The 26,650-nt window shown below is 51.7% G+C and carries 31 protein-coding genes; 20 read left to right on the forward strand and 11 right to left on the reverse strand.

Going from position 1 to position 26,650, the window contains the following annotated elements:
• From FJ147_14535 to FJ147_14545, 3 genes are all read left to right on the forward strand, one after another.
• Nucleotides 1-707: cytochrome P450 (locus FJ147_14535; GenBank protein ID MBM4257102.1), on the forward strand; the 707-nt coding region annotated here is incomplete at its 5' end.
• Between the two features lie 169 nt (nt 708-876).
• Nucleotides 877-1,959, forward strand: coding sequence for a zinc-binding dehydrogenase (locus FJ147_14540; protein ID MBM4257103.1), 1,083 nt, complete (start codon nt 877-879; stop codon nt 1,957-1,959).
• Between the two features lie 86 nt (nt 1,960-2,045).
• Complete coding sequence (locus FJ147_14545) at nt 2,046-2,426, forward strand: thioesterase (GenBank protein ID MBM4257104.1); 381 nt, start codon at nt 2,046-2,048, stop codon at nt 2,424-2,426.
• A gap of 33 nt (nt 2,427-2,459) precedes the next feature.
• On the opposite strand, the gene FJ147_14550 is transcribed toward FJ147_14545, so the two are convergent.
• From FJ147_14550 to metG, 3 genes are all read right to left on the reverse strand, one after another.
• A complete protein-coding gene (locus FJ147_14550) occupies nt 2,460-3,035 on the reverse strand; it encodes a DUF3592 domain-containing protein (protein MBM4257105.1) in 576 nt (191 codons plus the stop codon).
• Nucleotides 3,032-3,304: a DUF1524 domain-containing protein gene (locus FJ147_14555; protein MBM4257106.1), complete on the reverse strand. Its 273-nt coding sequence runs from the start codon at nt 3,302-3,304 to the stop codon at nt 3,032-3,034. Before FJ147_14555 ends, FJ147_14550 begins: the two co-directional genes overlap by 4 nt.
• Before the next feature lie 72 nt (nt 3,305-3,376).
• Complete coding sequence (gene metG / locus FJ147_14560; GenBank protein ID MBM4257107.1) at nt 3,377-3,721, reverse strand: methionine--tRNA ligase subunit beta; 345 nt, start codon at nt 3,719-3,721, stop codon at nt 3,377-3,379.
• A 112-nt stretch (nt 3,722-3,833) separates the two neighbouring features.
• Here metG and FJ147_14565 point away from each other — a divergent pair, with 112 nt between their 5' ends.
• From FJ147_14565 to FJ147_14575, 3 genes are all read left to right on the forward strand, one after another.
• Nucleotides 3,834-7,415 carry a DUF748 domain-containing protein gene (locus FJ147_14565; GenBank protein ID MBM4257108.1) on the forward strand — a complete coding sequence of 1,194 codons (3,582 nt, stop codon included), beginning with the start codon at nt 3,834-3,836 and terminating at the stop codon, nt 7,413-7,415.
• 80 nt (nt 7,416-7,495) lie between these two features.
• Nucleotides 7,496-7,957: a M67 family metallopeptidase gene (locus tag FJ147_14570; protein ID MBM4257109.1), complete on the forward strand. Its 462-nt coding sequence runs from the start codon at nt 7,496-7,498 to the stop codon at nt 7,955-7,957.
• Between the two features lie 30 nt (nt 7,958-7,987).
• Entirely contained in the window at nt 7,988-8,437 is a 450-nt protein-coding gene (locus FJ147_14575; protein MBM4257110.1) for a VOC family protein, read from the forward strand.
• A 248-nt stretch (nt 8,438-8,685) separates the two neighbouring features.
• Here FJ147_14575 and FJ147_14580 read toward each other — a convergent pair whose 3' ends face one another.
• The gene (locus tag FJ147_14580; GenBank protein MBM4257111.1) at nt 8,686-9,555 is read right to left on the reverse strand and encodes a flagellar biosynthesis protein FlgM; all 870 of its coding nucleotides are present in this window, start codon (nt 9,553-9,555) and stop codon (nt 8,686-8,688) included.
• A 224-nt stretch (nt 9,556-9,779) separates the two neighbouring features.
• Here FJ147_14580 and FJ147_14585 point away from each other — a divergent pair, with 224 nt between their 5' ends.
• The 13 genes from FJ147_14585 to FJ147_14645 all read left to right on the forward strand — a co-directional run bounded on the left by FJ147_14585 (nt 9,780) and on the right by FJ147_14645 (nt 18,816).
• Entirely contained in the window at nt 9,780-10,367 is a 588-nt protein-coding gene (locus tag FJ147_14585) for an NAD(P)H-dependent oxidoreductase (GenBank protein ID MBM4257112.1), read from the forward strand.
• 141 nt (nt 10,368-10,508) lie between these two features.
• Nucleotides 10,509-11,105, forward strand: coding sequence for an acyloxyacyl hydrolase (locus tag FJ147_14590; GenBank protein ID MBM4257113.1), 597 nt, complete (start codon nt 10,509-10,511; stop codon nt 11,103-11,105).
• An 18-nt stretch (nt 11,106-11,123) separates the two neighbouring features.
• Nucleotides 11,124-11,498, forward strand: coding sequence for a hypothetical protein (locus FJ147_14595; protein ID MBM4257114.1), 375 nt, complete (start codon nt 11,124-11,126; stop codon nt 11,496-11,498).
• Nucleotides 11,499-11,506: 8 nt separating this feature from the next.
• Nucleotides 11,507-12,109, forward strand: a complete 603-nt coding sequence (locus tag FJ147_14600) for a hypothetical protein (protein ID MBM4257115.1) — start codon at nt 11,507-11,509, stop codon at nt 12,107-12,109.
• 221 nt (nt 12,110-12,330) lie between these two features.
• The gene (locus FJ147_14605; GenBank protein MBM4257116.1) at nt 12,331-13,155 is read left to right on the forward strand and encodes an alpha/beta hydrolase; all 825 of its coding nucleotides are present in this window, start codon (nt 12,331-12,333) and stop codon (nt 13,153-13,155) included.
• An 18-nt stretch (nt 13,156-13,173) separates the two neighbouring features.
• Nucleotides 13,174-14,016 (forward strand): isocitrate lyase/PEP mutase family protein, encoded by an 843-nt coding sequence (locus tag FJ147_14610; GenBank protein ID MBM4257117.1) that lies wholly within the window; start codon nt 13,174-13,176, stop codon nt 14,014-14,016.
• 119 nt (nt 14,017-14,135) lie between these two features.
• Nucleotides 14,136-14,423 carry a hypothetical protein gene (locus FJ147_14615; GenBank protein MBM4257118.1) on the forward strand — a complete coding sequence of 96 codons (288 nt, stop codon included), beginning with the start codon at nt 14,136-14,138 and terminating at the stop codon, nt 14,421-14,423.
• Between the two features lie 81 nt (nt 14,424-14,504).
• Nucleotides 14,505-15,536 carry a ribonuclease Z gene (locus FJ147_14620; protein ID MBM4257119.1) on the forward strand — a complete coding sequence of 344 codons (1,032 nt, stop codon included), beginning with the start codon at nt 14,505-14,507 and terminating at the stop codon, nt 15,534-15,536.
• Between the two features lie 18 nt (nt 15,537-15,554).
• Nucleotides 15,555-15,995: a TIGR03668 family PPOX class F420-dependent oxidoreductase gene (locus FJ147_14625; protein MBM4257120.1), complete on the forward strand. Its 441-nt coding sequence runs from the start codon at nt 15,555-15,557 to the stop codon at nt 15,993-15,995.
• A gap of 73 nt (nt 15,996-16,068) precedes the next feature.
• Nucleotides 16,069-16,596, forward strand: a complete 528-nt coding sequence (locus tag FJ147_14630) for a hypothetical protein (protein ID MBM4257121.1) — start codon at nt 16,069-16,071, stop codon at nt 16,594-16,596.
• Nucleotides 16,526-17,098 carry a DUF3617 family protein gene (locus FJ147_14635; GenBank protein MBM4257122.1) on the forward strand — a complete coding sequence of 191 codons (573 nt, stop codon included), beginning with the start codon at nt 16,526-16,528 and terminating at the stop codon, nt 17,096-17,098. The genes FJ147_14630 and FJ147_14635 overlap by 71 nt, the downstream gene beginning before the upstream one ends.
• A gap of 9 nt (nt 17,099-17,107) precedes the next feature.
• Nucleotides 17,108-18,103: an LLM class flavin-dependent oxidoreductase gene (locus tag FJ147_14640; protein ID MBM4257123.1), complete on the forward strand. Its 996-nt coding sequence runs from the start codon at nt 17,108-17,110 to the stop codon at nt 18,101-18,103.
• A gap of 341 nt (nt 18,104-18,444) precedes the next feature.
• Nucleotides 18,445-18,816: a hypothetical protein gene (locus FJ147_14645; protein ID MBM4257124.1), complete on the forward strand. Its 372-nt coding sequence runs from the start codon at nt 18,445-18,447 to the stop codon at nt 18,814-18,816.
• Between the two features lie 132 nt (nt 18,817-18,948).
• On the opposite strand, the gene FJ147_14650 is transcribed toward FJ147_14645, so the two are convergent.
• The 5 genes from FJ147_14650 to FJ147_14670 all read right to left on the reverse strand — a co-directional run bounded on the left by FJ147_14650 (nt 18,949) and on the right by FJ147_14670 (nt 22,363).
• A complete protein-coding gene (locus FJ147_14650) occupies nt 18,949-20,043 on the reverse strand; it encodes a hypothetical protein (GenBank protein ID MBM4257125.1) in 1,095 nt (364 codons plus the stop codon).
• 138 nt (nt 20,044-20,181) lie between these two features.
• The gene (locus FJ147_14655; GenBank protein MBM4257126.1) at nt 20,182-20,382 is read right to left on the reverse strand and encodes a hypothetical protein; all 201 of its coding nucleotides are present in this window, start codon (nt 20,380-20,382) and stop codon (nt 20,182-20,184) included.
• Between the two features lie 7 nt (nt 20,383-20,389).
• Entirely contained in the window at nt 20,390-21,223 is an 834-nt protein-coding gene (locus tag FJ147_14660) for an NAD(P)-dependent oxidoreductase (protein MBM4257127.1), read from the reverse strand.
• An 87-nt stretch (nt 21,224-21,310) separates the two neighbouring features.
• A complete protein-coding gene (locus FJ147_14665) occupies nt 21,311-22,021 on the reverse strand; it encodes an adenylate/guanylate cyclase domain-containing protein (GenBank protein ID MBM4257128.1) in 711 nt (236 codons plus the stop codon).
• A gap of 132 nt (nt 22,022-22,153) precedes the next feature.
• The gene (locus tag FJ147_14670) at nt 22,154-22,363 is read right to left on the reverse strand and encodes a hypothetical protein (GenBank protein MBM4257129.1); all 210 of its coding nucleotides are present in this window, start codon (nt 22,361-22,363) and stop codon (nt 22,154-22,156) included.
• A 125-nt stretch (nt 22,364-22,488) separates the two neighbouring features.
• Between FJ147_14670 and FJ147_14675 the strand changes: the two genes are divergently transcribed.
• Nucleotides 22,489-23,244, forward strand: coding sequence for a hydrogenase expression protein HupH (locus tag FJ147_14675; protein ID MBM4257130.1), 756 nt, complete (start codon nt 22,489-22,491; stop codon nt 23,242-23,244).
• Nucleotides 23,245-23,379: 135 nt separating this feature from the next.
• On the opposite strand, the gene FJ147_14680 is transcribed toward FJ147_14675, so the two are convergent.
• Nucleotides 23,380-24,414, reverse strand: coding sequence for an LLM class flavin-dependent oxidoreductase (locus tag FJ147_14680; GenBank protein ID MBM4257131.1), 1,035 nt, complete (start codon nt 24,412-24,414; stop codon nt 23,380-23,382).
• On the reverse strand, nt 24,407-26,425 hold the full coding sequence (locus FJ147_14685) for an ABC-F family ATP-binding cassette domain-containing protein (protein MBM4257132.1): 2,019 nt from the start codon (nt 26,423-26,425) through the stop codon (nt 24,407-24,409). Before FJ147_14685 ends, FJ147_14680 begins: the two co-directional genes overlap by 8 nt.
• Between the last annotated feature and the right edge of the window lie 225 nt (nt 26,426-26,650).

Genomic DNA, 26,650 nt, shown 5'->3' on the forward strand with positions numbered 1-26,650 from the left:
GTCGCCCGCGTTCATCCAGCTCTTCGACCAGACTTCGATACTTAGACCGAAGCCAGCACACAATGGTCTCGTCTCTCATCCCTGCTCTTGTGCAGAGGCTCTCCACTCCGGTCAATCACTATTGCGGTAAGTTGTTTCCTGCCACCGCCTTAATTGCCGCAGAAGAGCCAGGAGATCGGCTGAATGAAGAGGAACTGGTCGCAACTGCGGTCTTGTTACTTGGTGCCGGGCACGAAACCACGATGAATCTGATTGGCAATGGAACCCTTGCGCTCCTTCGTAATCCAGACCAATTGACCCGACTGCAGACTGAACCGTCACTCGTTCCCAGTGCAGTAGAAGAGTTCCTTCGCTATGATGGCTCAGTACAAATGACAGCGCGGACCCCTGTGGTCGATGTTGCGATAGATGGAAAAACCATCCCAAAAGGACAACAAGCGATCATCCTGCTCGGCGCTGCGAACCGTGACCCTGAAGTCTTTCCTGAGCCAGATCGTCTTGATATCACCCGGAAAGACAACAAACATATTGTGTTTAGCTACGGGATTCACCATTGCCTTGGTGCACCTCTGGCTCGTGTTGAAGCACAAGTGGCGTTTAGTACGCTGCTCCGTCGTATGCCCAAGCTTCAGCTCGCGACGGATAATCTTGAATGGCGAGAGACGGTGACGCTGCGCGGACTAAAATCTTTACCCGTAGTTTTCTAGCATGGGTGCTGCAAGTAGCGCCTAAACGAAGCTGAATGGGAGAACCGGTGACTTCCCCCTCTGTGTCTCCGCTTCACGGTTTCTCCGATTCTTTCTCACACGTCCACTGTTGCTGCTGTTAGCTAGGTCATGCTACTGTCCCGAGCACTGAAAATGCAGGAGGGATAGTATGAAGGGCAAGATCGCTTTTATTCCGCAAGCCCGGACGATTGAATTTCACGAATTTGATTTGCCAGACGTTGAACCTGGTGCCATTCTTGCCCAGGTTACGCGGACAAACATTTGTGGCTCTGAAGTCCACATGTGGCGCGGCGAATTCGGTAAACGTGGCGTGATGCCGGGACACGAGATGGTCGGACGTGTCTATAAGCTCGGCAAAGGAGTGACAACCGATACTGCAGGACAGCCGTTAAAAGAGGGGGACCGCATTGCGCCTGTGTATTATCGCACGTGTGGCTTATGTGCTAACTGTCGCGATGGTAATGCTGCGGCGTGCCTCACAATGGGCATTCGCGCGCGGCGATTAGCGCCGCAAGATCCACCACATTTCCACACTCCCTTTGGTACACACTACTACATCCAGCCGGGACAGCATGTGTACAAGGTACCGGATAACGTTCCCGATCATGCGGCATCATCGGCAAACTGCGCCCTCTCGCAAGTGTTCTTTGGCCTTGATCGTGGCAATCTCCGCTATGAAGAGACGCTGGTTGTCCAAGGTGCAGGTGGACTCGGGTTGCATGCGATGGCTGTTGCCAAAGCTCGCGGCGCGCGTGTGATTGCGATCGATGGCGTTGATCTCCGCCTCAAACGTGCAAAAGCTTTTGGTGCAGATATTCTCGTTGATATGCGTGAATTCTCGACGCCAGAAGCTCGTGCGGGCAGAGTCCGTGAATTAACCAACGGGCTTGGCGCTGATGTCGTGCTTGAAGTGGCAGGGATTCCTGAAGCGTTTCTTGAAGCAATCAATTTAGTACGTAATGGTGGGCGCGTGCTGGAACTCGGCAACATTTCTCCCGGACTGACTGTTGCGATTCCGCCGTCGTTTGTCACATTTAAGTCGATTTCGATTATTGGTGTGGCAACCTACAATCCACACTACCTACAGAAAGCGCTCAACTTCTTGTCGAGTCACATCGACAAATATCCGTATCACGAGATGGTTGACGCGGTGTTTCCGCTGGAAAAATCGGCTGAAGCGATGGATAAGTCGGATCGTAAAGAGATTACCCGCGCAGCGATTGAGCCGTGAAAAAGTAGTCGGTAGTCAGCCTTCAGTAGCCAGTAGAAAAAGAGTAGGGTGGGCCGTGCCCACCTTTCTTATCGCGGAGGTAAATCATGAAAGACTCACTCAAAGTTGGTATGGAGCACGAAAAGATTATCACTACAACACCAGACATGGGCATTTCCCACATGGGACCAGGCGTGCCGAGTATGTACTCAACGCCGTCGATGATCATGTTGATGGAAGGCACCTGTGTCGAGTTTTTGACCCCGCATATGGATACTGGGGAACAGACGGTTGGGTTTCATGTCAACGTGAAACACCTGGCTCCAACGAAGATTGGACAAAAAGTGAGAGGCAAAGTCACGCTCAATGAAATCAAGGGCCGCCGTCTGCTTTTTATGGTTGAAGCGTTCAATGAAGACGGCACCAAAGTTGGGGAAGGCACGCACGAACGGGCGATAGTCAATATCAGTAAATTTGCTGGACAGTAAGACAAGTACTGTCTGTGAGTAAGAAAGCTCCGATTATCGTCGGAGCTTCTCTTTTCGCTGGGGCCGTTGTCGCTGGCGTTGGCGTTGTTGACGCAGCCTCCAGGCCGCACTGACAATAATAATAAGAGAAGCAGGACCTGCAAGGAGGAACGCGGAGACACCGAGTCCGCGATTTAAGACGACGTCAGTTGGGTCGGATGGATTGACGTAACAGGTGGTCCGATTGCCCGGTCGGTACTGTGCGATGAATTCTGGTTCCCTCTTCGACTTTTCTCCCCTGGTGTACCAACCCTCCACGAACTTATAACGGTTTCCCTGATACGTTTTTCCAGCAACTTCATACGAATACGTGACCTCTTCAGTAAACTTCTGATTGTGTGCTTTCTCGCTGTGATTCGCTCTCATCCCACTGGTCATAATCGTGCATGAGGCTGGTGCCCAGTTTCGTGCGGCATATACCGGCGCCAGCGGTAAGAGGAAGGCAAAGTAGAAGATCAAGAGGCTTGCGACGATGAGGACGAGGTGACCGATAGTGTCACTCTTGTGCCCTGATTCATTCGGGAATGGGCGTTCCTTCTTGGTCTGCTGGCTTCTGTTGGTTTTCTTCATGTCCGAGGAGAGTATCGGTTCTTGGATGTGTTCCTGCAGCTAATGTCATCCTTTGCGCGGTAGATTTCGCATTGATCCACGAAACTGTTGTTGCCCACAGTGTGGTTGGCTGCCGTGCCCAATAGTGTCAAGTTACCAAGGCGATACGTCAGAGTCTCGATCTCTTCGTCTGTGAGACGAGTACAAGCGAAACAGCGGGAGTATGGCCCCGCTATACAAGAAGGCGAGACCGAGGAAGAGGCACATCCCATACACGAACGGATGGGCATTGCGATTTATGTAGAGTGTCCCACCGAGAAAGGGACGTCCCTTTTTTGGCTGATCGTCTTTCTTACGTTTTGTCACTTGACTCTTGATCCTGGCGCGATTGGTTTTTCCGGACTCAAGACAATGACCTTTTCTCCATCAGACGCAGCCAGTAACATGCCCTGACTCTCGATCCCACGCAGCACGGCGGGTTGCAGGTTCGCGACGACGACAATCTGTTTGCCGATCAGGTCTTCGGGCGCATAGTGCGCGCGAATGCCGGCGACCAGTTGTCGCTCTTCTGTACCGAGGTCTATCTTCAGCACTAACAAACGATCTGCCTTAGGATGTGGTTCTGCGGATTTCACTGTCGCTACACGTAGTTCGACTTTGCCAAATTCATCGATAGAAATTTTTGCTACTCCTTCAGGTGTATCCATCTTGCTCACTCCTCTGTTAATTTCTAATTTCGTGTCACTATAACCGTGGCGTGGGGAGTAGTCAGGAGCCAGGAGAAGAGAACAGAAAAGCCGGACCGTGGTTGGGAGAATTATGCTTCTTACGTCGTTCCTCCGACAACTACATCCTCGTCACCTTCGTTGGTGGCAGTGGTTTCTGTTGACTGCTGTGGGTTTGCTTTTCTTGCTGCGCTCGTGGCTTCCTGGGTTTCTTCGTCAGCAGATTCTTGTCCAGCTTGCTTCGCTCACCCCTGCACACGTTCAACTCGGTGATGTTGATGTTGACATGCTACAGGGGCGGATCGCCTTACAACAACTTTCGTTGTCTCTACCTGATGAGCCTCATCCGACCCTACTAATCAATGATCTTGCCATGAATGTCAGTCTGCGAGCGCTGCTCCGCCGTGAGATGAAGCTCACGTATGTTCATCTCAACGGGGTTCAACTCGAAGTGATCCAAACTGCGAACGGACAGATCAATCTCGGTCGCTTGTTTCCGCCCCCGCCATCCGGGCAGGAACAACCTCCTACTGACTTACCGACCCTGACTATCCTACCCCTTCAAATCACTGACAGTAAAATCACTTATCGTGACCTAAGCCGAACCCCCGAAGCCAGGCTCTCGCTAGCGATTACCACTTTGACGACTTCTGGGATTGCTCTACAAGCGAATGGTTTGGCGACGCCGGTCACGCTACAGTTGCAAGGTGCACTCAACGACGGCCCACTCAGTAGTGAAGCGCAGGTACTGTGGCAGCGAGAGCAAACGTTGATTGAGGCCGATGTTGAGGCGCAGCAAATTGCCCTCGCATCGCTCGAACCGTACCTCCATGATGTCCTGACAGTGCAAAAACTGACAGGACAGATCGGAACGAAACTACACTATCGTTATCAGCCAGGGATAGAGATCCCGCGTCATGGCTTTAGTGGAACAGTAAACGTCAAGGACTTGCAGTTTGTTGAGGCTGGCTCTGAGCAGACCGTGTTCGCCTTGCCCGAAGGACATATCAAAATTGAGATACTCGACTTTCTCGCCCACTACCTTTCTTTGCAGTCGATCGAACTAAAAAATCCGCAACTATCGCTCGTTCAGAGTGACAAGGGATTTAACGTTGCTTCGTGGTTACGCACGACACAAGCCGATGCCTCTTCTTCGCAGGGACAGGAGCCCACTGCATGGTATTTTTCTATCGCTACTATCAAATGGATGGGGGGAGAGCTTCGTTACCGTAATAATGCTTGGCAGGGGAAAGAAACCCTCTCCCTACAGCCCGAAGAGATTAGCGCTAGAGACATTGATGCTCGTATGTACAAGATTCCTTTTCAATTCCGCACCCGTGCAGGAGACGGAAAACTAGCGGGGGAAGGAACGGTATGGTTTGCTTTGCCGCCAAACATGGATCGTAGCGAAGGGTCAGTTGCAACACTTATGGCGATTGAGCCTGAACCTTCTGTAAGGGGGAAACTCTGGCCGTTTGCGAAGCTACAAGTTGCACTCCAAGCCAATGACCTTGATGTTGCTAGCCTGCAGCCCCTCCTCACGCCAGTGCTGGCAGCAAAACAAGTGCACGGCAAGCTTACTGGCGATCTCAATACTGTCCTGTTCGAACGAGATGACGCTCAGGCCATTAGCGTCCACGGGAATTTAGGAGCTAAAGGCTTCTCTCTCAGTAATACTCCTGAACAAGGACATACGCTGCGTTGGGAAGATGGACAGATTGTTATCTCTGATGGCAGTTCTTTGTTACCATTTTCACTGTCTCTAGAGCCACATCTGTCTCGTGTGGTTTTGCAAAGGCCTGAGCATGGTGACCTCACTATTGAAAAGGTCGGAGGCAAACTGCGGCTTGCTCAAGGCTCTCAGCCTGACCAGAAACAAAAAGTGATTATTGTGGGCGCTCTTGATACGGCGAAGCTCTCTCTCGCTGGCGTGCCTGAGGCTGCGAAGGTGCTGGCCTGGGACACTGGGCGGGTTGAAATTCATGATGGGAGTACGATGACCCCTTTCGCCTTACACCTGAAGGCGCAACTTGATCAGCTTTCCATGCGCCAGTTACCCCAAGGCGACGTGGCGATCGAGAAAACGAATGGAGAACTATGGGTGACTCAAGAACCAGACGCTCAACAGCAGGAGACGCTGAAGATACACGGTCCAGTTGAATTCACAGGCTTTGCTCTAACGCAAGGAGCCGAAAATCAAATCTTGTTGGGATGTCATCACGGGAAAGCCACAATCAATAAAGGCAGCCGGGTGCTGCCACTCGATATCAGACTACGCGACGTGGCATTGGAGTACGCATACGCCCAAGGAATGCGCCCACCCTCTGGGCCATTTCAGTTGTTCATCCCATCGGCAAAAGAACAAACCGTGATTGCCTCTCCAACAACACCTGCGCAAACCGAACCTAGTCAAACTGCTGACACGTCTAGTCTCGCCGTACCGTCTCAGACACCTGCATCACCCACGGCTCCTGAGAACTCCACACTTCCCGTGTCAATTCAGATCGATCGAGCCACGATCATTGGCGGGCAGTTATATTTTGAAGATCGCACGGTATCGCCACCGCAGACAGTGTACTGGCAAGATGTACGTGTAGACCTCAGCCGTGCTGGATACCCGACGTTGCTTCCTGCAACATTTGCGGCATTTGCATACAACGAGGATGGTGCGCCAGTTGAACTCAAAGGGACCACCGAGCGCAAAGGAGAGCGGGTGGTCGTTCGTATCAACGGCAAGGTTGAGAAAGTGTCTTTGCCGCGCTTCAATTCATATCTCGAACCTAGTCTTGGCTACCGAGTAAAGAAAGGTGCAGTGTCAGCAACGTGGGATTTGGTGATACCAGGTGACCGCGTGCAAGCGAACATGACAGTTACCTTGCACGACATCAATCTTGGTGGCAAGCGGAAGTCGTCGGAATTGGAACAGCAGGTGGGATTGCCCCTTGCCTTAGTGATCGCTCTGCTCAAGGATTTGAACGGTGATATTAGTTTACAGTTGCCAGTGGAAGGGCGATTCAATGAGCCAGGATTTCAATGGAGCGGAACTGTTGTTCGCGCGATCCGGGACGTAGTCATCGGTGCCGTGACTTCACCACTCAAAGTTTTGGGCGCATTGTTCAAAGGGAAAGGCAAACTCGAAGGGTTCACGCTTGAGCCGATTCATTTTCTGCCGGGAACACGGCAGATAAAGGAAGACAGTCAAAAGCAACTTTCGCGTCTCGCGTTATTTTTGACGCAACGCCCCAACCTGGATCTCCGTCTTGGTGGGGTTGCCGGCCCTCAAGATCAAGATCTGCTCCGTGATCAGCTCGTCCTCAATCAATTGCCCGCGAGACCCGCAACCGCCACGAATGGCAGTGATACTGCTCTGCAAGTGACTCCTCAGGATGAGGTCCGTCAGTTCCTTGCTCAGAAGCTGTCTGCAGAGGGAAGTGAGACCTCGTCAGCCTTGTCGTCTCAAGCAGGAGACTTGCTGACGCGACTACGCAAAACCGTTACAGTACCTGCCAATGAAACCGAGCGACTGGCAAGAGATCGTGTACAGGTTGTGATTGACGAGCTGACCACTCGTCACACGATTGCTGCCAATCGCCTGCATGTCAGCCTTGAGAAGCAGCGTGGGCCAGACGGGGCTGAAGTGCGGTATACGATTCAGACACGGGAAGAAAAAAAGTAGCCAGTAGCCAGCATTCAGTAGTCAGGAGAAGAAGGAAGCGATAGGAGCGTGCGCACAGCGCACGAGTTCTTGGAGGAATCATGATCCATTTATCTGCTCATACATGGGATACGATGTGCCAGCATGCGCAAGAAATTTTCCCCGATGAATGTTGTGGAGCGATTGTGGTGAAAAATGGGCGAGAAGAGGTCCGTCGGATTACCAACATTCAGAATGTGAAACATAAAGAAGCCCCGCAAGAGTTTCCCCGTGATGCAACCATTGCCTACTTCATGGAACCGAAAGAGTTACTCGCGGTGAACATGGAGGTTGATAGCGGGAAAGCGCAGCTCAAAGCATTCTACCACTCGCATCCGAATCATGATGCATACTTCTCAGCAGAAGATAAACGGCAAGCGCTGTTTGAAGATGAACCTTGGTATCCTGGTGCTGTGTATCTTGTGATTTCCATCTATGACCGTCAGGTGCGCAACATCAAGGCGTTCCGCTGGGATGAGGATGCGAAAGAGTTTACTGAAACAGAATTGAGTACGAATGCATAACGAGCGTAATGTGCAAAGGAGAAGTCGTCTATGGAAATCAACGGTATGGCGCATGTTGTCCTTACTGTGAATAACTTTGAAGCCGCAGTGCCGTTTTATGAAAAGTTACTCCCGTTCCTTGGGATGAAAAGGGTGTTCAAGGGCGAGGCGTTTCTCTACCACGTCGGTGGCAGAACCGCGTTGGCCATTGCTAAATGTGAGGAAAAATATCGTCACGAGCAGTTTATGCAAACACGGATTGGCTTACACCATCTCAGTTTTCGAGCGCGAAGCCGTGAGGATGTCGACACCCTCTACGAGTTTCTGAAGCAGTTGGGGGCAAAGATCGTCCATCCTCCTGAGGAGGGGAGCTGGGCTCCAGGGTATTACTCGGTGCTCTTCGAGGACCCGGACGGTATTCGCTTGGAGATGAATTATGTTCCCGGACAGGGGCTGCTTGTTGAGGGCGGTGCGCTGAATCCGGGTGGCGATTATCACTGAATCGAACCACCGAGATTAGTACACTTTGGGTTGTCCCCGGAGCCGTAGCGTGCGCCGTGCGCACGGGAATTCACGCAGGCGAGTGCATCGTGCGCACAGCACCCGCTACCCCAACTGAATCCGAGTGGCCATTACCGTTCAACTCTGGAGCGAGAGAAGGATCTTCCGCATTCGTCCTGAGCCCTTCGACCGGCTCAGGACGTGGTTATCAAAGGGCGGATGAGCGGCTCGACAGTGGTTGCCTGCTCTTACAGTCCTGCTTGCTTAAAGGTATCACAGGAATTGATATCCCCACTCTTCATGCCAGTGCGGAACCATTGTACTCGCTGTTGTGAGGAGCCGTGCGTGAAACCGTCAGGATTCACGCGACGCCCAGCCATTTTCTGTAAGCGATCGTCTCCGATAGCCGCCGCAGCGTTCAAACCTTCTTCCACATCACCTTCCTCAAGGATTTGTCGTTGACTATGTGCATGATTGGCCCACACACCGGCGTAACAATCAGCTTGTAACTCCATGAGCACCGATAGTGCGTTCGCCTGCTCCTGATTGTTCACTTGACTCTGGTATTGGCGAAACTTTCGTTCAGTGCCAATCACATTTTGTATGTGATGACCAACTTCGTGGGCGATGACATACGCAACAGCAAAGTCTCCCGCTGCACCCATGCGTTGTAATTCACTGAGGAAGCTTAAATCGAGGTACACCTTCTGATCGCCTGGGCAGTAAAATGGGCCCGTCGCTGATGAATTCATGCCGCACGCCGATTCAATTCCATCAGAAAAAAGGACCAGCTTTGGTGCAGGATACTGTTGGCCGGCGGCTGAGAACATTTTTCCCCACACATCCTCAGTACTCGCAAGAATGACCGAAACAAACTGCGACGCTTCATCATTGCCCGCTGGCCGCGGTTGTGTTTGAGGTTGGGTAGAAACCCCAACATTGGATTGCGAGATCATCTGTAATAATTGCAGGGGGTTCTGACCAAGAAGAAGTCCGACGACGAGCAGAAGGAGGGTCATTCCTCCGCCCATTTTCATTCCCATCGGGACGCGACGCGCGCCACCTTCATGGCGGACATCTTCAACATTCTCACTTTGCCGTTCGCCTCTCCAACGCATAGTTGCCTCACTTTTACTGAGTCATTAACCGTGTCTATTCTCATACCCGCAAGAAGCTGGCAAGATGCGGAGCGACGAAACGCTAACAGGACGACATCTTATGTAATGCGCAATCTATAAAACGCAGGAGAACAGATGGGTAGGTGGGGTGGTTACGTATTAAGGGTTGCAGTTTGTTCTTTGTTCCTAATGATTTTCTACCAAGCAGTCAGAGGAGATTTCGTATGGCAACCATACTTGGCATTTCCGGCAGTATGACGAAGGGTGGCAGCACCCGGGCAGTTATTGACGCAGCTCTTGCAGGAGCAAAAGCGCGGAATCCACAATTGACAACGGATGTAATCGATCTGCGCTCTGTGACGCTCTCGTTTTGTGATGGTCGACCCTTTAACGAGTACGCTGACGATACGCCACAAGTCGTGAACCGCATTCAAGCCGCAGATGCGTTCGTGATCGGGACGCCGATCTATCGTGGATCGTATACAGGATCGTTAAAAAATCTTCTTGACCATGTTCCTGTCGAAGCGATGATGGGGAAAGTTGTAGGTCTGGTTGCGACAGCAGCAACCGATCATCATTATCTGAGTATTGACCAGGAACTCCGGCCAGTGTTGATGTGGTTCAATGCCCATCTAGTACCTGGGAGCGTCTATGTTCGGAGTAACCAGTTGCAGGGCAATACGATTGTAGATGAACAAGTCAGCGAGCACCTGCGATTGTTAGGTGAGGCAGTAGCAGATATGCAGCAACGCCTCTCTGGCGGGATACAAGGTCCACCGCCGCTGAGTTTATGGGGACGGCGGAAAGCCTAGCCTGTGTCCGTAAACTTCCTCCACTCCAATAATCCGGATTCCCGCCCTTCGACGCGCTTTGGTTGCCGCTTGCCAAATATCGGGGAGTCGGATAGGAGCGGTTGCCGACGCATTGTAATCTTATCGGAAGGGGAAGGCACAATGAGGAATTGGAGACGGTGGGGATTGAGTTGTTTGGTAGCGCTTGGGATCCTCTGTGGCAGTGAGGTCGTTCACGCTGAAGATGTTCTACCCAAAGCGGGGACGTGGGAACTTGGTCTACGGACAGGTTACATTTGGGGATTACGTAAACACGCTGAAATGATTCCGATCAACCTCCGCATTGGGTATACCGTCTTCAAAGGGCAGTGGGGATTCATTCCTGCTGGCGCTTTTGAGATTAGTGCTGAACCATTTGCCTCGGTCATTCATTCGATCAGGCCGGGGAAGCATGGGGATATCGAACTCGGCTTGGGGCTACCGGTGTTTACTTACTACTTTGACACGGGAACCCGTCTTGCTCCATATATCGAAGGTGGGTTAGGACTTTTGTATACTGACTTACGAGGGTACAGCCTGGGAGGCCATTTCAGTTTTATGGAAAACATTGGTGTGGGAGCGAGCTATTTCTTCAATAAGAATCTGGCGTTCAATGCGATGTGGCGCTATCGACATATTTCTAATGCGAACCTCTATGATGATAACGCGGGCTTGGATTCTGGTGTTATCCTTGCTGGGTTTTCTTACTTTCTTCCATAGCACGGCACGACTATGCTCATGATCTTGCCGCCCCTGCGGGAGCGGCGTGGGATTGATCGGCTCCTGGCGAATTTTTTTCACGATCATAAAATCAGCAGTTTCCGCCAAGCCATTACGCGAATCTGTGTATTTTATCGTTTGAAACGTCCACGATTTGAATGGTATGCCTACATCGACTGGGGCAAGACGGCAGGACGGACGTATGAGGATGGCACGATCCATCTGATGCATCCGGAGTATTGGAAACGGGGACGCAAGTATAATTCCGAACGGCAATGGGTTAACATGGTCTACCATGAAATGGGTCACTACATTTATTGGGTAGACGCAGAGCGTAAAGCCAATGCGTTTGCGCAAAATATGGTGCGTGGCCTCAAATCCCAGGCACGGTGAGAAGCGTTATGGCAAAAGAGCCCTCTAAAGAACAGAACATTCGTGAACAGAGTGCGGATAACAATTGGTGGGTTGAGAATCTCAAAACCCGCGAGAAGGTGAAACTGCAAGAAGGGCAGAATTTTGTCGGCGCCAACTTTTTTCGCTGTGTAGAAGGCTACGACCAAGAAGTCGCCACCAAGAACTTAACTGACCTGAACCTCAAATTGCTCACTGACGCCAACCCTGCCCCTGGAGAGTGGGGGTACCTCTCGCTGGTAGAACAAAAATCCCCACCTGCGGAGATTGACCGGGTCAAACGTGCCTTACCTTTACCTCCAGATGCCCGTGCGGTATTGGTGGATTCTGGTTTATCACTAAGAGTTATCGTTACTGGCACCCCAGTGGGGGAACGATTGCTTGAGTTCAACTTTATTGAGGAAGCTTCCTTCGACTGTTGGATTCGTGGAGAGTGGATTCGCGAAGCCGTGTTTCGCGGCAAGCGAGAGTTACTACGCCAGGCTGCCGGACTCTTACAACGCTATATGGCACGAGACTTGGTCCAGGAGAAAGAATTCTTTTCGTCCCCCCATGCCAAAGGAGCACTCCCACCTGCACGGACAGAGTGGTAGTCGCTGACGATGAAAATGCCGGTAGTGCTGTAGCGCTGTCATTGCGAGCGGAACGAAGCACTCTGTGTTTTTTGTAGAGTGTGTTTTGTCGCTCGCCATTTCTCGCAATGCTCTCCACGGCTTTTCCTCGTCTCCGTTTTCCTGATCTGCCTTTTCCGTTTGCCACAGTTGATTTCCTCACTCGAACCTTATAGGGGCAAGGGCATGAAGGAGGGACGAGTATGTCCACAATCAAAGCCAACAATGATGAGATGTACTACGAGATCAACGACTTTACTGATCCGTGGACAACCGCTGAACCGTTGTGGATTCAACACGGCTTTGGTCGCAGCTCGCAGTTTTGGTATCACTGGGTGCCACCATTAGCTGGACAGTATCGCGTGATTCGACGCGATATGCGTGGCCACGGGCAATCGGCTGACCCCGGAGCCAACTATGTGTGGTCAGTCGATGATCTGCTCAATGACATGAAAGGCTTCCTCGATGCGCTAGGCATCGATAAAGTCCACTACGTTGGTGAGTCGGTCGGTGGCATCCTGGGCATTGCTTTTGCTGTACGTTGGCCAGAACGCTTCAAGAGCCTCACCCTTTGTGCAACGCCGACGGCCATCCATCCGCATATTCAAGAGAAGTTTGCCGTTGGGTATAAGGATTGGCACACCGCGCTTGGCACCCTTGGACCAGACGGATGGGTGAAAGCGCTGATGGAGCAGGGCGGTGGGGTGGCCGTCGGAGACGCGAAATCTCCGCGGCTTGAATGGATTCTCAAGGAATGGGGGAAAACTCGCACCCATGTTCTGCAAGGGCTGTGTCGTCTGGTCCCGAGCGTTAACATCACGCCATTGTTGACTCAGGTGAAAGTGCCGACCTTAGTTTTGGCTCCCGAGACGAGCCCGCTGACACCGCTGACTGAACAAATCCTGATTCGCGATTCGATTCCTGGTGCTCGCATTGCTGTCATCGCCGGGCGCGGCCATGAGATCTATCTTGATAACCCAGAGGCATGCATTGCTGCACTGCTTTCGTTCTTACAGACCGTGAAATAACGCTGTGAGGAGGGGTATATGGCAGAAGCGGCCCAACGATTACGGCAGATGCTCAACGGACCAGGTATGGTCGTTGCCCCGTTTGTTTTTGATGCGTTTCAAGCGCGTATTGCTCAAGACACCGGGTTTGCGGCTGTGTATATGACTGGCTTTGGCACGGCAGCTGCGCGCGGGTTTCCTGATGTCGGACTACTGACCATGGCTGAGATGGTCGAAAACGTTCGCTATATCGCTAGTGCAGTCAACCTCCCACTCATCTGTGATGCAGACACCGGCTACGGGAATCCCGTCAACGTCTATCGTACGGTGCGGGAGTATGAAGCTGCTGGTGCAGCAGCGTTACATATTGAAGATCAAGTCTGGCCGAAACGCTGCGGCTTTCTGGCCGGGAAGCAGGTCATTCCACTTGAAGAGATGGTGCCAAAGGTGCAAGCCGCATGTGATGCGCGACGCGATGGCAATTTTGTCATCATTGCCCGTACTGATGCCTTAGCGGTCAATGGTTGGGCGGATGTGGCCAAGCGCGCACGTGCGTATCGCGCAGCTGGTGCCGATCTCATTTTTGTCGATGGGATTCGCACTCTCGACGACATGCAACGCTATGTGCAGGAGATTGGTGACCTCCCGCTTTTGTACAATGGTCAGCTACTTCCTGTGAACGACATTGAGAAGATGGGGTTCCGGCTGACGATTTATTCAGCAACGCTGACCGGGTTTTATGTCCGGATGCGTGACATGATGCGTGAGTTGAGGGACACCGGAAGCATCACTAAAAGTTCCATGCCCGGATTGTTCGATGAGATGACCACACTGCTTGGAGTGAAAGAGGCCTTGGCTTTGGGCAAGAAATATGAGCACTAACAATATCGTTGTTCGATGATGGTCCTATTTTTCCGCCATTTTACTGACTTGCAAAGTCAATACCTGATCGTGATAATGACATTTGCATCAGCAAGTTATACGACAAGGAAGAGATTGCCATGCCAAGCGAAAAAAGCGTAACCGAAAAGATTCTCCACGTGTTGCGTCCATATGCAGCGCACTGGGGAGGGACTCTTGGCCGGGGGGATTTAGTCATTCCGCAACGTGAGATTCCCCGTGTGATCCACGAAATCATTGATACCATGCGCGAAGTGTCCGAGGGACGACGTGAGGCTTCTGATCTCGATGTATTTCAGGCGCTCAAAGAAAGCCGCCATCTTCCCTCGGTTCAAGATCAGGTCGAACGTCTGAAGCGTCAGTTCCTTCTTCTCAAGCGTCAGTCGTAAACTCTTCAGTTTCTTTCTACCTGGTCGATTTCCTCACTCCCCGCGCTTGACGGCGTTCATTTCTCCCGCTCTGTTAGAGGGATGAATGCCGCTTTCGCTGCCCGTTTGGTCAATGGGCCCTTTGGTGACCCAGGGCTCTATATTCATCTGCGTTGGGAGGGGCGAGCGTTGCTCTTCGATCTTGGGTACAATGACGCTTTGCCAGCCGCAGATATGTTTCGCGTGAGCCATGTGTTTGTCTCGCACTGCCATATGGATCACTTTATCGGGTTTGATCATCTGCTGCGCCTCTTCCTTGCACGAGATGAAAAGCTCTTTCTCTTCGGACCACCAGGTATCGTCGATTGTGTCGAAGGAAAACTTCGTGGCTATACGTGGAATTTGGTAGATAACTACCGGTTTGCTATCGAAGTGTCCGAAATCGCGCCGGACAGTATCCGCCGTGTGTTGTTCCCTGCGCGGACTGGCTTTACTCCTGAGCATTTGTCTGCGGTTCCTTTTACCGGTATCGTGCTCGAAGAACTTGCCTTTCGGGTTCGTGTCGCGCATCTCGATCATCGGATCCATTCACTTGGGTTTGCGCTTGAAGAGAAAACCCATCTCAACGTTGATACTGTGGTCCTCTCTCAGTTGGGCATACTCCCTGGTCCGTGGTTGTCGGACGTGAAGTCGGCCTTACGACGTGGAGAAGCAGATGATTTTCCGATTCGTGCGTGTTGGCGTGACCGTCAACGTGGGGAAGTCACTCAGCAGTTCCGGCTTGGAGACTTGCGCAATCACTTGGTCAAAGAGACGCGTGGTCACAAAATTGCCTACGTTGTTGATACGATCTTCACCCCTGAGAATGCTGCGCGGATTGCCGCTTTAGCGCAGGATGCCGACCTCTTTTTTTGCGAATCACCTTTTCTGAACGAAGACGAGGATCAAGCAACAAAGCGGTATCATCTGACTGCTCGTCAGGCTGGCATCCTTGGCCGTATGGCCCACGTCAGAAAACTAGTGGTTTTCCATTTCTCCCCGCGATACGCAGGGCAAGCCGAGCGGATCTATCGCGAAGCTCAAGATGCCTTTCGTGGGCGAGAAGACACGAGTAGCACGGTGCGATCAGCGTAGGGGGCAACTGAGGTATCTATGGCCCTCGACATAGCCGAACCTGTCCAACGCTTCATTCATTCTCATGTGGTTGCGCGTTTGGCAACTGCTAGTGAGATTGGTCAACCGCACGTCATTCCCTTTTGTTACGCGTTCGATGGGGCTTCCTTGTATTTTATTGTTGATGAAAAGCCCAAACGTCAGACCGGCAAACCGCTTAAGCGGATACGGAACATCCTGGCCAATCCGCAAGTTGCGATTGTCATCGACGACTATGCTGACGACTGGACCCAGTTGGCGTATGTTCTTCTTACTGGGAAGGCAATGATTGTTGAGCAAGAGGAAGAACATACGCGTGCGCTTGGTTTGTTACGCGAACGCTATCCGCAATACCGAGTCATGACGCTGACCTTTCCCCACAATGCGATGGTGCGAATCGTGCCGACAAAGGTTATTGCGTGGGGCAAGATCGAGCCCTAGACAGAAAGCGGAGGACAGACTGAGCCTGTCCTTGTGATGTTTCCAGAGACAACGACAAACAGGAGGGTATTTCGTGAGCACCGGTACAACGCCGCAACGACGTGTCTATGCTGGTTATGTTGGCAAACCAAATCCCACTGAGCGCGAGCGGATTATGCACCTCCTTGATGTGTATCGTTCGACAGAAGGATTCGTTGCAACCTATCTTCCTCGCTGGATCGCGGTGAGCCAGCACGAAGGAGTGAAGGGCGGTCTTGCGATCATTCAACAACGTGAAGCTCTCCATGCACGGGTTATGAAAGCGCGACTACTTGCCTTGGGAGGAGCCCCCCAAGCAAGAGTACCTGAAGAGCGTCGACAAAAAGAAATTCCATTCTTCGGCTCTGCTGACCGTCCGGATGTTGAGAAACTGGGCGTGCTGGCGAAATTGTTCGGTGAGCCTGAAGAGTTTATGAAGCCAGTTATAGATCTCGCTGCGGAGATTCAAGAAGACCAACAAACCAAAGAGCTATTGTGGGGAATCGTTGAGGATGAACGTGCGAGCATTCGTTGGATCCAGAGTATGTATGAGCGATTGCGTGATGCACAGCAGAATGGGTAAGGCTTCTTCATCGGTGGCAACTGCGCTTATGGATGTACGACGCTGTATAACGGCCTTTTTGACGCAACGACTGACTCGTGTCGTGTGGATGTTGCTCATGAGCAGCTCCGTTGCCCTTGCAGAGGATGAGCTGCCGTCACTGCGCTCAGGATTGTGGGAGTATCAACGTACTGTGCAACGATCGGATGAAGAGTGGGTACCCAAAGATACGACCGTGCGCGAGTGTGAGAATCCTATTGCCGTATTGCAGAAACAGAATGAAATTTACCGAAAGCTGGGTTGTGCAATCACGACAACGCAAGTAACTGAGTCAACCTATCAGGTCACGGCTGATTGTCCGGAAAAGCATGGTATTAAGACAGAATCACGAGGAGTGACAACATTCGATGGTGACAGTGCGTACACGAGCGTCATTGATTCAGAAGGCGCTGTCGGTGGCAAACTGGTGAAATTCGTTGAGCGGCTTTCAGCGAAACGAATTGGAGATTGCGAGAAAAAATAAGGGGGACGTATGGCACGCAAGGTTGCTGTGGGGATTAACTGGCAGGGATCACTTGATTATAAGGCGTTACTTGAACGGATACAGATTGCCGATGCCGTAGGGGTGCACTCGGCTTGGGTAGCAGAAGCCTGGGGCCGCGATGCTTTTACTATTCTGACGTTGCTAGCTGATCGCACCAAAAGGATTCAGCTCGGTACGGCTATCGTCAACACCTACTCGCGCACCCCAGCCGCACTGGCGCAACACTTCGCAACCCTGGATGAACTCTCCGATGGTCGCATGATTATTGGGCTCGGCACCAGCGGACCACAAGTGATCGAGCATTTTCACGGCGTGAAGTTCGATCCACCGCTCACGCGCATGAAAGAATGTGTCGAAATCATCAATGCCCTGATGCGGAACGAACCACTGAGATACAGTGGACAGGTGTTCAACCTCCAGCGTGGATTCACGCTGCGTTTCAATCCGGTGCGCAACCATATTCCGATGTATCTGGCAACGTTGAATGCCAAGAGTGTGAAGATGACCGCTGAGATAGCAGATGGCTGGTTACCAGTCATGATTCCGCTGCCGAAGCTGCAAGGTGAAATTGGGGCTCTTCGCAAAATGAGTGTTGCCGCTGGCCGTCCAGCCAACGCCGTTGCGGTTCGTTCTCCTGGTACAACGACGGTGACCAAGAACATCGATAAAGTCCGAGTGGAGACTGCGGGAACCTTAGCGTTTTACATTGGTCGGATGGGTACGTGTTACGCCGAGCAACTCACCCGGCATGGCTATGGCGAAGCCGTACAAGCGGTGAAGAAAGGGTGGGACGCCAACTCTCGCGCCGCAACCGAAGCTGTCCCAGCCAATTTGATTGATGCCTCAAGCTGCGCTGGATCGGTTGAAGCGTGTATCGACCGTCTGCAAGAACAAGAAGCGAGTGGTGTCGATCTGCATTACGTCTCTGTCGATACGCATGACAACCGCGAGTATGAGCAAATGTTAGCGAAGTTGGTGGGGTAAGTGACGGACGACCGTGATATTCTTTGGCGAGGTCAGGATACTGATGGAGTCGAATGCTGCATCAGTCGGAGGCAGTGGGAAGTGCACGTTGCCAAGAGACCGGAGATCGAAGATGCGTTTGAACTTACAACGAGAGCGCTCATAGCTGCGGAATTCGTTGAACTTGACAAGCATCGTCCTGTTGACGAAATCGGCAGACGCTTTCGTCTCTTGCGCATTTCAGGTCAAGATCAGTGGGCTCGTTATTTTCTTGTTGTTAGTGTCAAATATGTTCTGCAGAGTGACAACCAATGGATCAAGTTCTATCAGAGCTGCTGGTACGAACGGAAACGAGAAGGTCTATGAACATTCGGGCTCTTGACTACGACCCAGAAACAGACGAACTCGATTTGCTGATTGATACTGACGCTCCCCAGGCGGCGGAAAGTATCCCAATTGACGCTGGGGTCTACATCCGACGAGATGTGAATTCTGGGCAAGTTGTTGGTGCGATGATTCGTGGATACACAAACCTTCTTCGATCGGTGTTCGCTGGACGTTCCATAGAACCTCTAGAGGCAAAGAAAGCCGGGCTCGAAAAAGAATTCGTTGCTATTCTCGCATGGCAACGTGAGGCCATACGTCTTTCTCGTGACTTACGTACGCATCTCGGGACGAGTTTAGGAAAACCTCAACAGGCTTTGTTGGAAACATTGCTAGCGCAGACTGATTGATGAGAAAGCGAAGGTTCTTTACTTCGAGATTACCGTATGGAAAGTGCGGCTATCACGTTACTGGCCTTATTTCATTAAGCACATATCCAGTTAAATACCTTCGTTCTATTCTATTGAGGAAGCCGTTGTTGCTCACAGCGTTTTCAATTCCCCTGTTTTGGTATTAATAACTACTTGCTCGCTTAACTCCTTTCGGAGAATTTTGAATAAGTTCTTCTCTGCGGATTGGGCGGCAGGATTGATAATCTCGATTTGTCGGAGAGAGACATTGTTACACAATCCTGCAGCGAGAAGGTATTTGAAATGCATATCCGTTGGAGGAATTGAGAACCCAATGAGTACAATCCTTGTTGCACTGCTCAGAGCCTCTAATGCTGCGTCCCAGATGCTCGTCAGTGCTCCACCAAAGACTTTGCGCCAGGTGGGGGGAATCAATACCACTTCCGCTCCTTGCTCACGCAACTGAGAATAATTTTTATAGATAGTGAGGTGGTCTGTTTTTTTATCCTTTTGCGTTCCCCAATTCATCGAGCCGTGCAGTTTAAGTACTCTCAATGGAAGAGGTCTTCCAGATGTTGTCTCAGTTTGTGAATTCATGCTCTTGTCCGAGGAAGGCAAATGATAATCAAAGGGAACATCGATGTCAGTAAGCCCATCTTCTAGGAGAGTGTCGTAATTGAAAGTGATGACTGTATTCTCCATATCAGGAGTGGGATGGCAAAGTTTGCCGCTCAATAGACCAGCGTAGAGATGGTAATACGGAACGCGATACGGAGATCGATGCGGGGACTGGTTGCGAGGCACAGTATCGTCGCCAGTAATTTGTTGCCAAGGTTTTGGCACTTCAGCAGGGGGAGAATCGATTAAAAGACGAAAGGATGGTTCAGGAAAGGTGAGTTTTGCATAATCGAGCGTAGCAGCTATCGCGGTTGTCATCTGTTCGGTTAATTCATTGCCCTTCCACGCAGATGCCAAGCTGAAAAGTTCCTCAATGTGCTCTATGTTTAGGTAAGCTCGATATGCTGCTGCCGCGGCCTCCAGTCTGAATTGAATAATCCTCTCGACAGCTCGTGCTTCTTCTCCTCTATTGTTTTCATGAAGCCAGTCAATACTATCCCTCATTCGGTTAAGAAAATCTTTAACAACAGGAAGACCTGCGTCACAAGAGAATCCGGCTCCTAAAATATAGACGTTGTGATTTCTGTGAATTCTGGGAGAAGAGGACATGAAGTCTCCTAAAGAACAAGCGAGTATTTAAGGCCAAATCTGTTCAATTGGTTGGTATAGAAACGTGGCCCTTTGTCGACCTGAACGTAATGGACAAACGCACCGTCATCTTCCGGATGACGTTGTTTGTGCCCAGGCCTACGCCTGTTCGGGAGTATCGGCGATAAATCCTTCCTGACCCGCTACGGCAAGAAATTTCCCTCGAGCGTGAGGTAGAACATCAGCCCAATGGGTTTGGAGCCACTCGTTGCTCCGTCGATGACGCTCGTCCTGTGCGCGAGCACGGACATTCTCTTCGGGATCGGTCACCTCTTCAATAACCAACTTAGACATGTCCATAGTTTTCTCACTTATTAATCTCCAACACCCGATCTAGCATCTGTTGCGCCAATGCCGCGCCGGGGAGGGGAATATGCAAATCGTGACCAAGTTCGAGCGCGAGGCGGAGGTCCTTGTGCATGAGCTGCAAAAGCCCCTGCGGGCCAGTGGTATAGTTGTCTTTGAGCTTCTGCTGTTGCGACCAATTATCGGCAACACGACTCTGGGCAGCGCCAGCATGGACAACTTTTTCCATCACTTGCAAATCGACACCGGCTTGCTGTGCCAGTCGCATACCTTCTGAAGCGGCTAACATATTGACGTACACAATCAAATTGTGAGCAAGCTTTGCCGCCGCCCCAGCTCCAAGATCACCGAGGTGAAAAATGTTGGCACCAGAAGTAGCAAAAATCGGTTGGCATTTTTCAAAGGCTGCTTTATCACCGCCGACCATGTAACACAGAGTTTTGGCATATGCCCCACGTTCACCACCGCTGACCTCCGCATCAATGACCATAACATTTTTCGTTTTGGCAAGGTCAGCGAGTTTGCGTACTGTCTTTGGGTGGACCGTACTATGAACCGCAATGACGCTCCCTGGTTTCGCTCCGTTGAGGACCCCACCTTCTCCTAAAGTGACAGCTTCAACCTGTGCGTCATCGACCACAACCAACTCAATGATCTCTCCGTGGGAACCGATCTCCTGGGCTGAACGTGCGACCTTCGCGCCAAGTCCAGCCAGCTCTTGCAACGGTTCTTGACGGACATCGTAGACCATCAAATCGAATCCTGCTTTTGCAACGTTAATCGCCATTGGTTTGCCGATATTGCCGAGGCCGATAAAGCCGACTTTTGTTGCCATATCAAACCCTCCTTTAGAGCTGAGATGAACGATTGGGAATAACACGTAACACGTAACACGTAACCTCCCCGCATTTCCTCTTACGCTTTACGCATTACGCTGTACGTCTTCGGGAATGTGATACGCGACAACGCGTTCGTTGGTAAACCCTTTCAACTCTAACTTGTCGTTCCAAATGGTGAACTGCTGCGCGAGTTCTGGCGTCTCCTGTTGCAAATGCCTAATGACGGCTGCGGTGGCAATGATCCCACCAGGTGGAATCTGTTTGAGCAATCGTGACGCAAGGTTAATACTCGGGCCAATCAATGCAACCGAGCGGCGTAGTGCTGTCCCAATGACCCCGATGGTGACATCGCCAATGTTGAGACTAAACCGTGCCTGGAGGGAATGAGACTTCTTCGCCTGCGTTTGGGCAAGCTGATTTCGAATCGCTAACGCGGCCTGCGTTGCTTCTGTGACTGACTCAAAATAGAGCAGTGCTCCGTCGCCTTCATAATCTTTCACATCGCCACAATGAGCGAGGGCGACATCGGTGACGACTTCCATAAACTGCTGAACGACAGTAAGGACTTCTTCAGGGGGTTGGTTCACAACGGTGACGGTGGAGTCCGCAATATCGACAAAAAGGACGGTCAGCTGTTTACGAGTCGGTGCACCTTGCTGAACAGCATAACTTCCTACCAGGCCCGGGAGAAACGTATGGGTATGGGCTGTCGCTTGTACTGCCGTCGGTGCAGAAGGAGTCCCAGCAGAGGGAAGCACATTAGTCGTGTCGAGAGCGACGAGATTCTGCTCCATACGAAACGGCACCGTCGGATAGCCAGCCTGTTCCCAGGCGAGGAGACCCCCGCGGAGGGCGTATACGGATTCGAATCCTTCGGCCTGTAACCACAACGCCGCACGGGCGCTGCTCGCGTCCTCGTTTCAAGTTCAATACGCGACAACGGTCCCTTGCCTTGGGAGTTGTTGGGCTTGCTCGACAACCGAGGTAAGCGGCATCCACCGCGCCCCAGGGATTTTATACGGATTCATTGTGAGCGCTGCCTCGGTTCGGACATCGAGGATAACAACAGGTTCGTATTTTGTTATCCTCGCATATAATTCTTCCGGGCTCATACGTGGGGCGTCTGGAGTTGCCATACTGTTACTCCTTTTGTTACGTACTGTGCCCACTTAAAGCTGCTGAGGCAAGCCACGATAGATTGATCTTGACTGGGCGAGCGCTACAAGGCATAGGCTGCTGCGAGAGGTACGAGGAGGCATCTATGAGCAAGCGCGTGAAAGTTATCGTTCCTTTTCCTTTTGATGAGAAAGGCATTGCCAATCGCCGCGCACAACTGCCGCGTGAGTGTATTCGGCCGGGCTTCGAAGTTGAGTTTGTCCCAGTACGGAACAGTTGTGCGTATGGCGATAGTTACTACGACACCCTGTTGATGGACATGTTCATCTTCGAGGCTGGGCTCAAAGCGGAGCAGGAGGGATATGCTGCAGTGTGTATCGATACAGTGAGTGACTCTGGCTTGTATGCGTTACGCTCTCGTCTCTCGATCCCAGTGCTTGGTCCTGGTCAGGTCGCTTTTCATCTCGCAGGCATGCTCGGGCATAAGTTCTCTATCATCACGATGTGGGACGAATGGTTTCATCTGTACAAAAAAACCCTCACTGAGTATCGTTTGTGGGATAAAGTGGCTTCTCTGCGGTCGATCAAGACCCGACCAGATGTCGAAGAGCTGCTGAGCGGGAAAGAGGAAGTGATCTTCAAAAAACTTGAACATGAGTCACTCAAAGCTATCAATGAAGACGGTGCTGATGTGATTGTGCTGGGGTCAACGACCATGCATCAGTCGTATAGTTACCTGAAAGAGCGCCTTCCGGTGCCGGTCGTTAACCCAGGGTTGGTGATGTATAAGATGTGTGAGGTCTTCTTGGAACTCGGGCTGTCGCACAGCAAAACTGCCTTCCCCACGCCGCAAGTGTTAAAGGACGACGAGATCTTTAGCCGACTGGTGTCTGCGAAATAGAGCAGCGCAGGTTGTAGGCTTCAGGGATAGTGCGTTTCTTTCCCTATTACCTATAACCGCCTTCCTCGCGCACAAGCGGATCTTGCCGTTGATAACAACCCGTACAGAACAGCAGCAGTAGTGGTGTCGTGTATTTCATTGCGCAAACGTCTCTATCAGGCGAGAAAAATCTTCTCTTGTGATTTGGCTGGTCGGTGGTGCTGCAAGAACCGGGAGTTGGAGTCCAGCTTGGCGGAACCGCTCAATATGAGCGCGGCACTCATCAGGGGTACCGAAAACATACAGCTCTTCGACCATCCGTTCTGGAATCGCCGCTTCGGCCATTGGTCGATTTCCTGCACGCCAATACCGATGGACTTCTTCAAGAATGTCGCCGTAGCCGAAGTGACGAAAACCCTGAATGTACGTATTCGCTTGACAGTAGCCGACTAACACGCGACGTAACTGTTTGAGTGTTTGTTCACGATTGTTAGTGACTGCCGTGTGAATGTAACAACCAATGTCGATATCGGACAGGGATCGTCCGGCTCGCGCTGCACCTTTCGCGATCTCTGCGATAGAAAGAGCGACTTGTCGCGCTGGCAGCCAGGCGAGAAGGACTCCATCCGCAACTTCGCCTGCGAGCTGTAGCATTTGTGGATTCACCGCTGCGAGGTAAATCGGGACTCGACCGGAGGGAGGCGGGACACTGAGTTGGAATCCTTTGGGTTGATAAAACTTACCTTCATACGTCACGCGTTCACCAGCAAGGACGCGTCGCAAAAGATGGACGTACTCTCGCGTACGTGAGACCGGATAATTCCAAGGGATACCGTGAAAATTGTTGATATTCTGTGTACTCACTCCTAAGCCAAGAGTGACACGTCCCGGAGCAATGAGGTCTAAGGTCATCGCTTGCATTGCGGTCAAAGTTGGCGGACGTAGATAGATCGAGACAATTCCAGTCCCGATGCGAATACGTTGGGTACGAGCCAAGAGTGCACCCACCATCGTGCACGTTTCTACGCCCCATGCTTCACCGACTGAGATATAGTCGAACCCGCGAGCTTCTGCTTGTTGGACGATATCCGTGCAGAAGTCCATTGGGAGTCCGATTGGTGGAATTCCTAAGCCTACGCGCATTATTGTTCTCCTGTCGTGAGGGAATGGAAGATCGTCACGGCTATGCATTCATCGTTTCTGCTAGCTCTGTCCACGCGGCATACTGGTCTTCGAGCGTTTGCTTGAGCGTGTCATACTCTTGCGTGAGTTCTCGTGCACGTTGGGGGTCAGTGAAGGTGGTGCCATCGACCATCAATTGTTCAAGCGTGGCCTTCCGCTCTTCAAGTGTGGCAACCTGCTTTTCGATCTCTGCGAGTCGACGTTCTCGCTTTTGCTGTTCCGCACGTGCCGCCTTTTGTTGTTCATACGAGAGTTTGCCGCGTTTGGCTTCTTGGATCACTGCTAGAGTGTCGGCCATCTCTAATTGCGGACTGCGGGCTGCAGATTGGAGATTGGGAGTTTCAGGTTTTAGACCTTGGATTTTAGACCTTGGACTGTTGTGGTCTCCAGACTCTTGCCCCTGGACGCTAGCCATTTTCTCTTTCCAAGCGAGAAATTCTTCGAACGTTCCCGGATAAACGACCAGTTGTCCGTGTTGCATCTCGATGACCTTGGTGACGAGACCAGTCAAGAAGTAGCGATCATGCGAAACGATCAGGAACGTTCCGCTGAACTGCAGCAACGCTTCACGTAAGACATCTTTGGTGCGTATATCGAGGTGGTTGGTTGGCTCGTCGAGGATTAAGAAGTTCGATGGTTGCAGTAACATCTTTGCTAACGCGAGACGACTCTTTTCGCCACCGCTGAGCACGACCACTTTTTTGTTGACAGCATCTCCAGAAAACAGAAAAGCTCCGAGCAGGATGCGCAGCTCGGGAGTCATTGCCAGTGACGCATTCTTGGCGACCTCGTCGTATACGGTATTGTCACTCGTGAGCCGATCGGCTTGTTGCTGCGCGTAATAATCGAGTACGACTTGATGTCCAAGGCGGCGCTCTCCAGTCGTTGCCTCTTCCACTCCAGCAAGAATGCGGCTGAGGGTTGACTTGCCGGCGCCATTAACCCCCACTAACGCGATCCGTTCTCCGCGTTCAACAATCAGATTCACATCGCGAAACACTTGGAGCGTATCGTACTGCTTGTCAACGTTCTGTAGCTCCAGCACGGCCCGCCCACTCCGCGGTGCTGAGGGAAAATGAAAACGTACTCCCTTGGGGACACTCTGCGGTGGCTCGACTCGCTCAAGCTTATCCAGTTGTTTCACACGGCTTTGCACCTGTGAGGCCTTGCGTGCATTGTAACGAAACGTGTCGATAAAGCGTTGAATCCGGGCAATTTCTTCTTGTTGTTCCTCGTACGCTTTCCGGTGCGCTTCGAGTTCGAACTCGAACTGGCGCTCAAAGCTGGAGTAATTCCCGGTGTATTCAGTGATCGTTTGACGATAGAGCGATGCGATCCGGGTCACTAAACGATCGAGAAATTCGCGATCATGGGAAATGATAATGACGCTGCCGACGTAAGCGCGCAGATAGGATTCCAACCACAACAACGAATCAAGATCGAGATGGTTGGTTGGCTCATCAAGTAACAGGATGTCAGGCTGCTGAAGAAGGAGTTTGGCAAGCGCCAAACGCATTTGCCAACCACCGCTGAACGTCGCCGTCGGCTGCTCAAACTGCGATTCTTGGAAGCCCAGACCAGTGAGGACTTTGGCGACTTCTGCATCAGCACGAAAACCTCCCAATTCTTCAAAGCGGTGTTGGAGGTCGCCGTAGCGCGCAAGCAACTCCTCATGCTCCTCGCCGTCACTGTGGTTGTGTTCGAGTGCATCGTGAATCACCGTCAATTCATGCTGAATCTCTGTGAGTTGCGGAAGTGCTGAACGAGCCTCTGCGAACAGGGTGCGGCCAGTGATGGCAATCCCTTCCTGGGGAAGATAGCCAATCGTTGCTTCGCGTCCACGCTGGATACTACCGGCATCGGCTTCGATCTGACCGATGATGAGGCGAAAGAGGGTCGTTTTTCCGGCGCCGTTAGGCCCGACGAGGCCGATCCGTTCTCCTTTGCGTACATGCCAATTGAGATTCCGGAACAGATCCTGTCCACCGAATGAGAGCGACAAATTGTTGAGTTGTAACATGACGAACGTAGTATACGTGCAAAATTGAGAGAGATTGTAACAAAGGGGACGACGTGGAGGTAGGGGCAGTGTTTCAAATATCGATCCGAAGAGCTTCTTCATTCCTAGCTGAAACCACGGCCGCTGGCCGTGCGACCCGAAAAGCTTCGGAGCGATCCGGCGTGCAGGCCCGTCACGCACCCCATAGGTTCTCCTCCCAGGAAGGTCCGCTGGGGCAGGAAGGAG

This window comes from Deltaproteobacteria bacterium, from assembly GCA_016874775.1.
Classification (GTDB): Bacteria; Desulfobacterota; Binatia; order Bin18; family Bin18; genus VGTJ01.

Excerpts from the sequence above, each read along its gene's own strand:
- FJ147_14540 (MBM4257103.1), top strand. The coding sequence starts at position 877 with ATGAAGGGCAAGATCGCTTTTATTCCGCAAGCCCGGACGATTGAATTT.
- FJ147_14545 (MBM4257104.1), top strand. The coding sequence starts at position 2,046 with ATGAAAGACTCACTCAAAGTTGGTATGGAGCACGAAAAGATTATCACT.
- FJ147_14550 (MBM4257105.1), bottom strand. The coding sequence starts at position 3,035 with ATGAAGAAAACCAACAGAAGCCAGCAGACCAAGAAGGAACGCCCATTC.
- FJ147_14555 (MBM4257106.1), bottom strand. The coding sequence starts at position 3,304 with ATGCCCATCCGTTCGTGTATGGGATGTGCCTCTTCCTCGGTCTCGCCT.
- metG (MBM4257107.1), bottom strand. The coding sequence starts at position 3,721 with ATGGATACACCTGAAGGAGTAGCAAAAATTTCTATCGATGAATTTGGC.
- FJ147_14565 (MBM4257108.1), top strand. The coding sequence starts at position 3,834 with ATGCTTCTTACGTCGTTCCTCCGACAACTACATCCTCGTCACCTTCGT.
- FJ147_14570 (MBM4257109.1), top strand. The coding sequence starts at position 7,496 with ATGATCCATTTATCTGCTCATACATGGGATACGATGTGCCAGCATGCG.
- FJ147_14575 (MBM4257110.1), top strand. The coding sequence starts at position 7,988 with ATGGAAATCAACGGTATGGCGCATGTTGTCCTTACTGTGAATAACTTT.
- FJ147_14580 (MBM4257111.1), bottom strand. The coding sequence starts at position 9,555 with ATGCGTTGGAGAGGCGAACGGCAAAGTGAGAATGTTGAAGATGTCCGC.
- FJ147_14585 (MBM4257112.1), top strand. The coding sequence starts at position 9,780 with ATGGCAACCATACTTGGCATTTCCGGCAGTATGACGAAGGGTGGCAGC.
- FJ147_14590 (MBM4257113.1), top strand. The coding sequence starts at position 10,509 with ATGAGGAATTGGAGACGGTGGGGATTGAGTTGTTTGGTAGCGCTTGGG.
- FJ147_14595 (MBM4257114.1), top strand. The coding sequence starts at position 11,124 with ATGATCTTGCCGCCCCTGCGGGAGCGGCGTGGGATTGATCGGCTCCTG.
- FJ147_14600 (MBM4257115.1), top strand. The coding sequence starts at position 11,507 with ATGGCAAAAGAGCCCTCTAAAGAACAGAACATTCGTGAACAGAGTGCG.
- FJ147_14605 (MBM4257116.1), top strand. The coding sequence starts at position 12,331 with ATGTCCACAATCAAAGCCAACAATGATGAGATGTACTACGAGATCAAC.
- FJ147_14610 (MBM4257117.1), top strand. The coding sequence starts at position 13,174 with ATGGCAGAAGCGGCCCAACGATTACGGCAGATGCTCAACGGACCAGGT.
- FJ147_14615 (MBM4257118.1), top strand. The coding sequence starts at position 14,136 with ATGCCAAGCGAAAAAAGCGTAACCGAAAAGATTCTCCACGTGTTGCGT.
- FJ147_14620 (MBM4257119.1), top strand. The coding sequence starts at position 14,505 with ATGAATGCCGCTTTCGCTGCCCGTTTGGTCAATGGGCCCTTTGGTGAC.
- FJ147_14625 (MBM4257120.1), top strand. The coding sequence starts at position 15,555 with ATGGCCCTCGACATAGCCGAACCTGTCCAACGCTTCATTCATTCTCAT.
- FJ147_14635 (MBM4257122.1), top strand. The coding sequence starts at position 16,526 with ATGAACGTGCGAGCATTCGTTGGATCCAGAGTATGTATGAGCGATTGC.
- FJ147_14640 (MBM4257123.1), top strand. The coding sequence starts at position 17,108 with ATGGCACGCAAGGTTGCTGTGGGGATTAACTGGCAGGGATCACTTGAT.
- FJ147_14645 (MBM4257124.1), top strand. The coding sequence starts at position 18,445 with ATGAACATTCGGGCTCTTGACTACGACCCAGAAACAGACGAACTCGAT.
- FJ147_14650 (MBM4257125.1), bottom strand. The coding sequence starts at position 20,043 with ATGTCCTCTTCTCCCAGAATTCACAGAAATCACAACGTCTATATTTTA.
- FJ147_14655 (MBM4257126.1), bottom strand. The coding sequence starts at position 20,382 with ATGGACATGTCTAAGTTGGTTATTGAAGAGGTGACCGATCCCGAAGAG.
- FJ147_14660 (MBM4257127.1), bottom strand. The coding sequence starts at position 21,223 with ATGGCAACAAAAGTCGGCTTTATCGGCCTCGGCAATATCGGCAAACCA.
- FJ147_14665 (MBM4257128.1), bottom strand. The coding sequence starts at position 22,021 with ATGGAGCAGAATCTCGTCGCTCTCGACACGACTAATGTGCTTCCCTCT.
- FJ147_14670 (MBM4257129.1), bottom strand. The coding sequence starts at position 22,363 with ATGGCAACTCCAGACGCCCCACGTATGAGCCCGGAAGAATTATATGCG.
- FJ147_14675 (MBM4257130.1), top strand. The coding sequence starts at position 22,489 with ATGAGCAAGCGCGTGAAAGTTATCGTTCCTTTTCCTTTTGATGAGAAA.
- FJ147_14680 (MBM4257131.1), bottom strand. The coding sequence starts at position 24,414 with ATGCATAGCCGTGACGATCTTCCATTCCCTCACGACAGGAGAACAATA.
- FJ147_14685 (MBM4257132.1), bottom strand. The coding sequence starts at position 26,425 with ATGTTACAACTCAACAATTTGTCGCTCTCATTCGGTGGACAGGATCTG.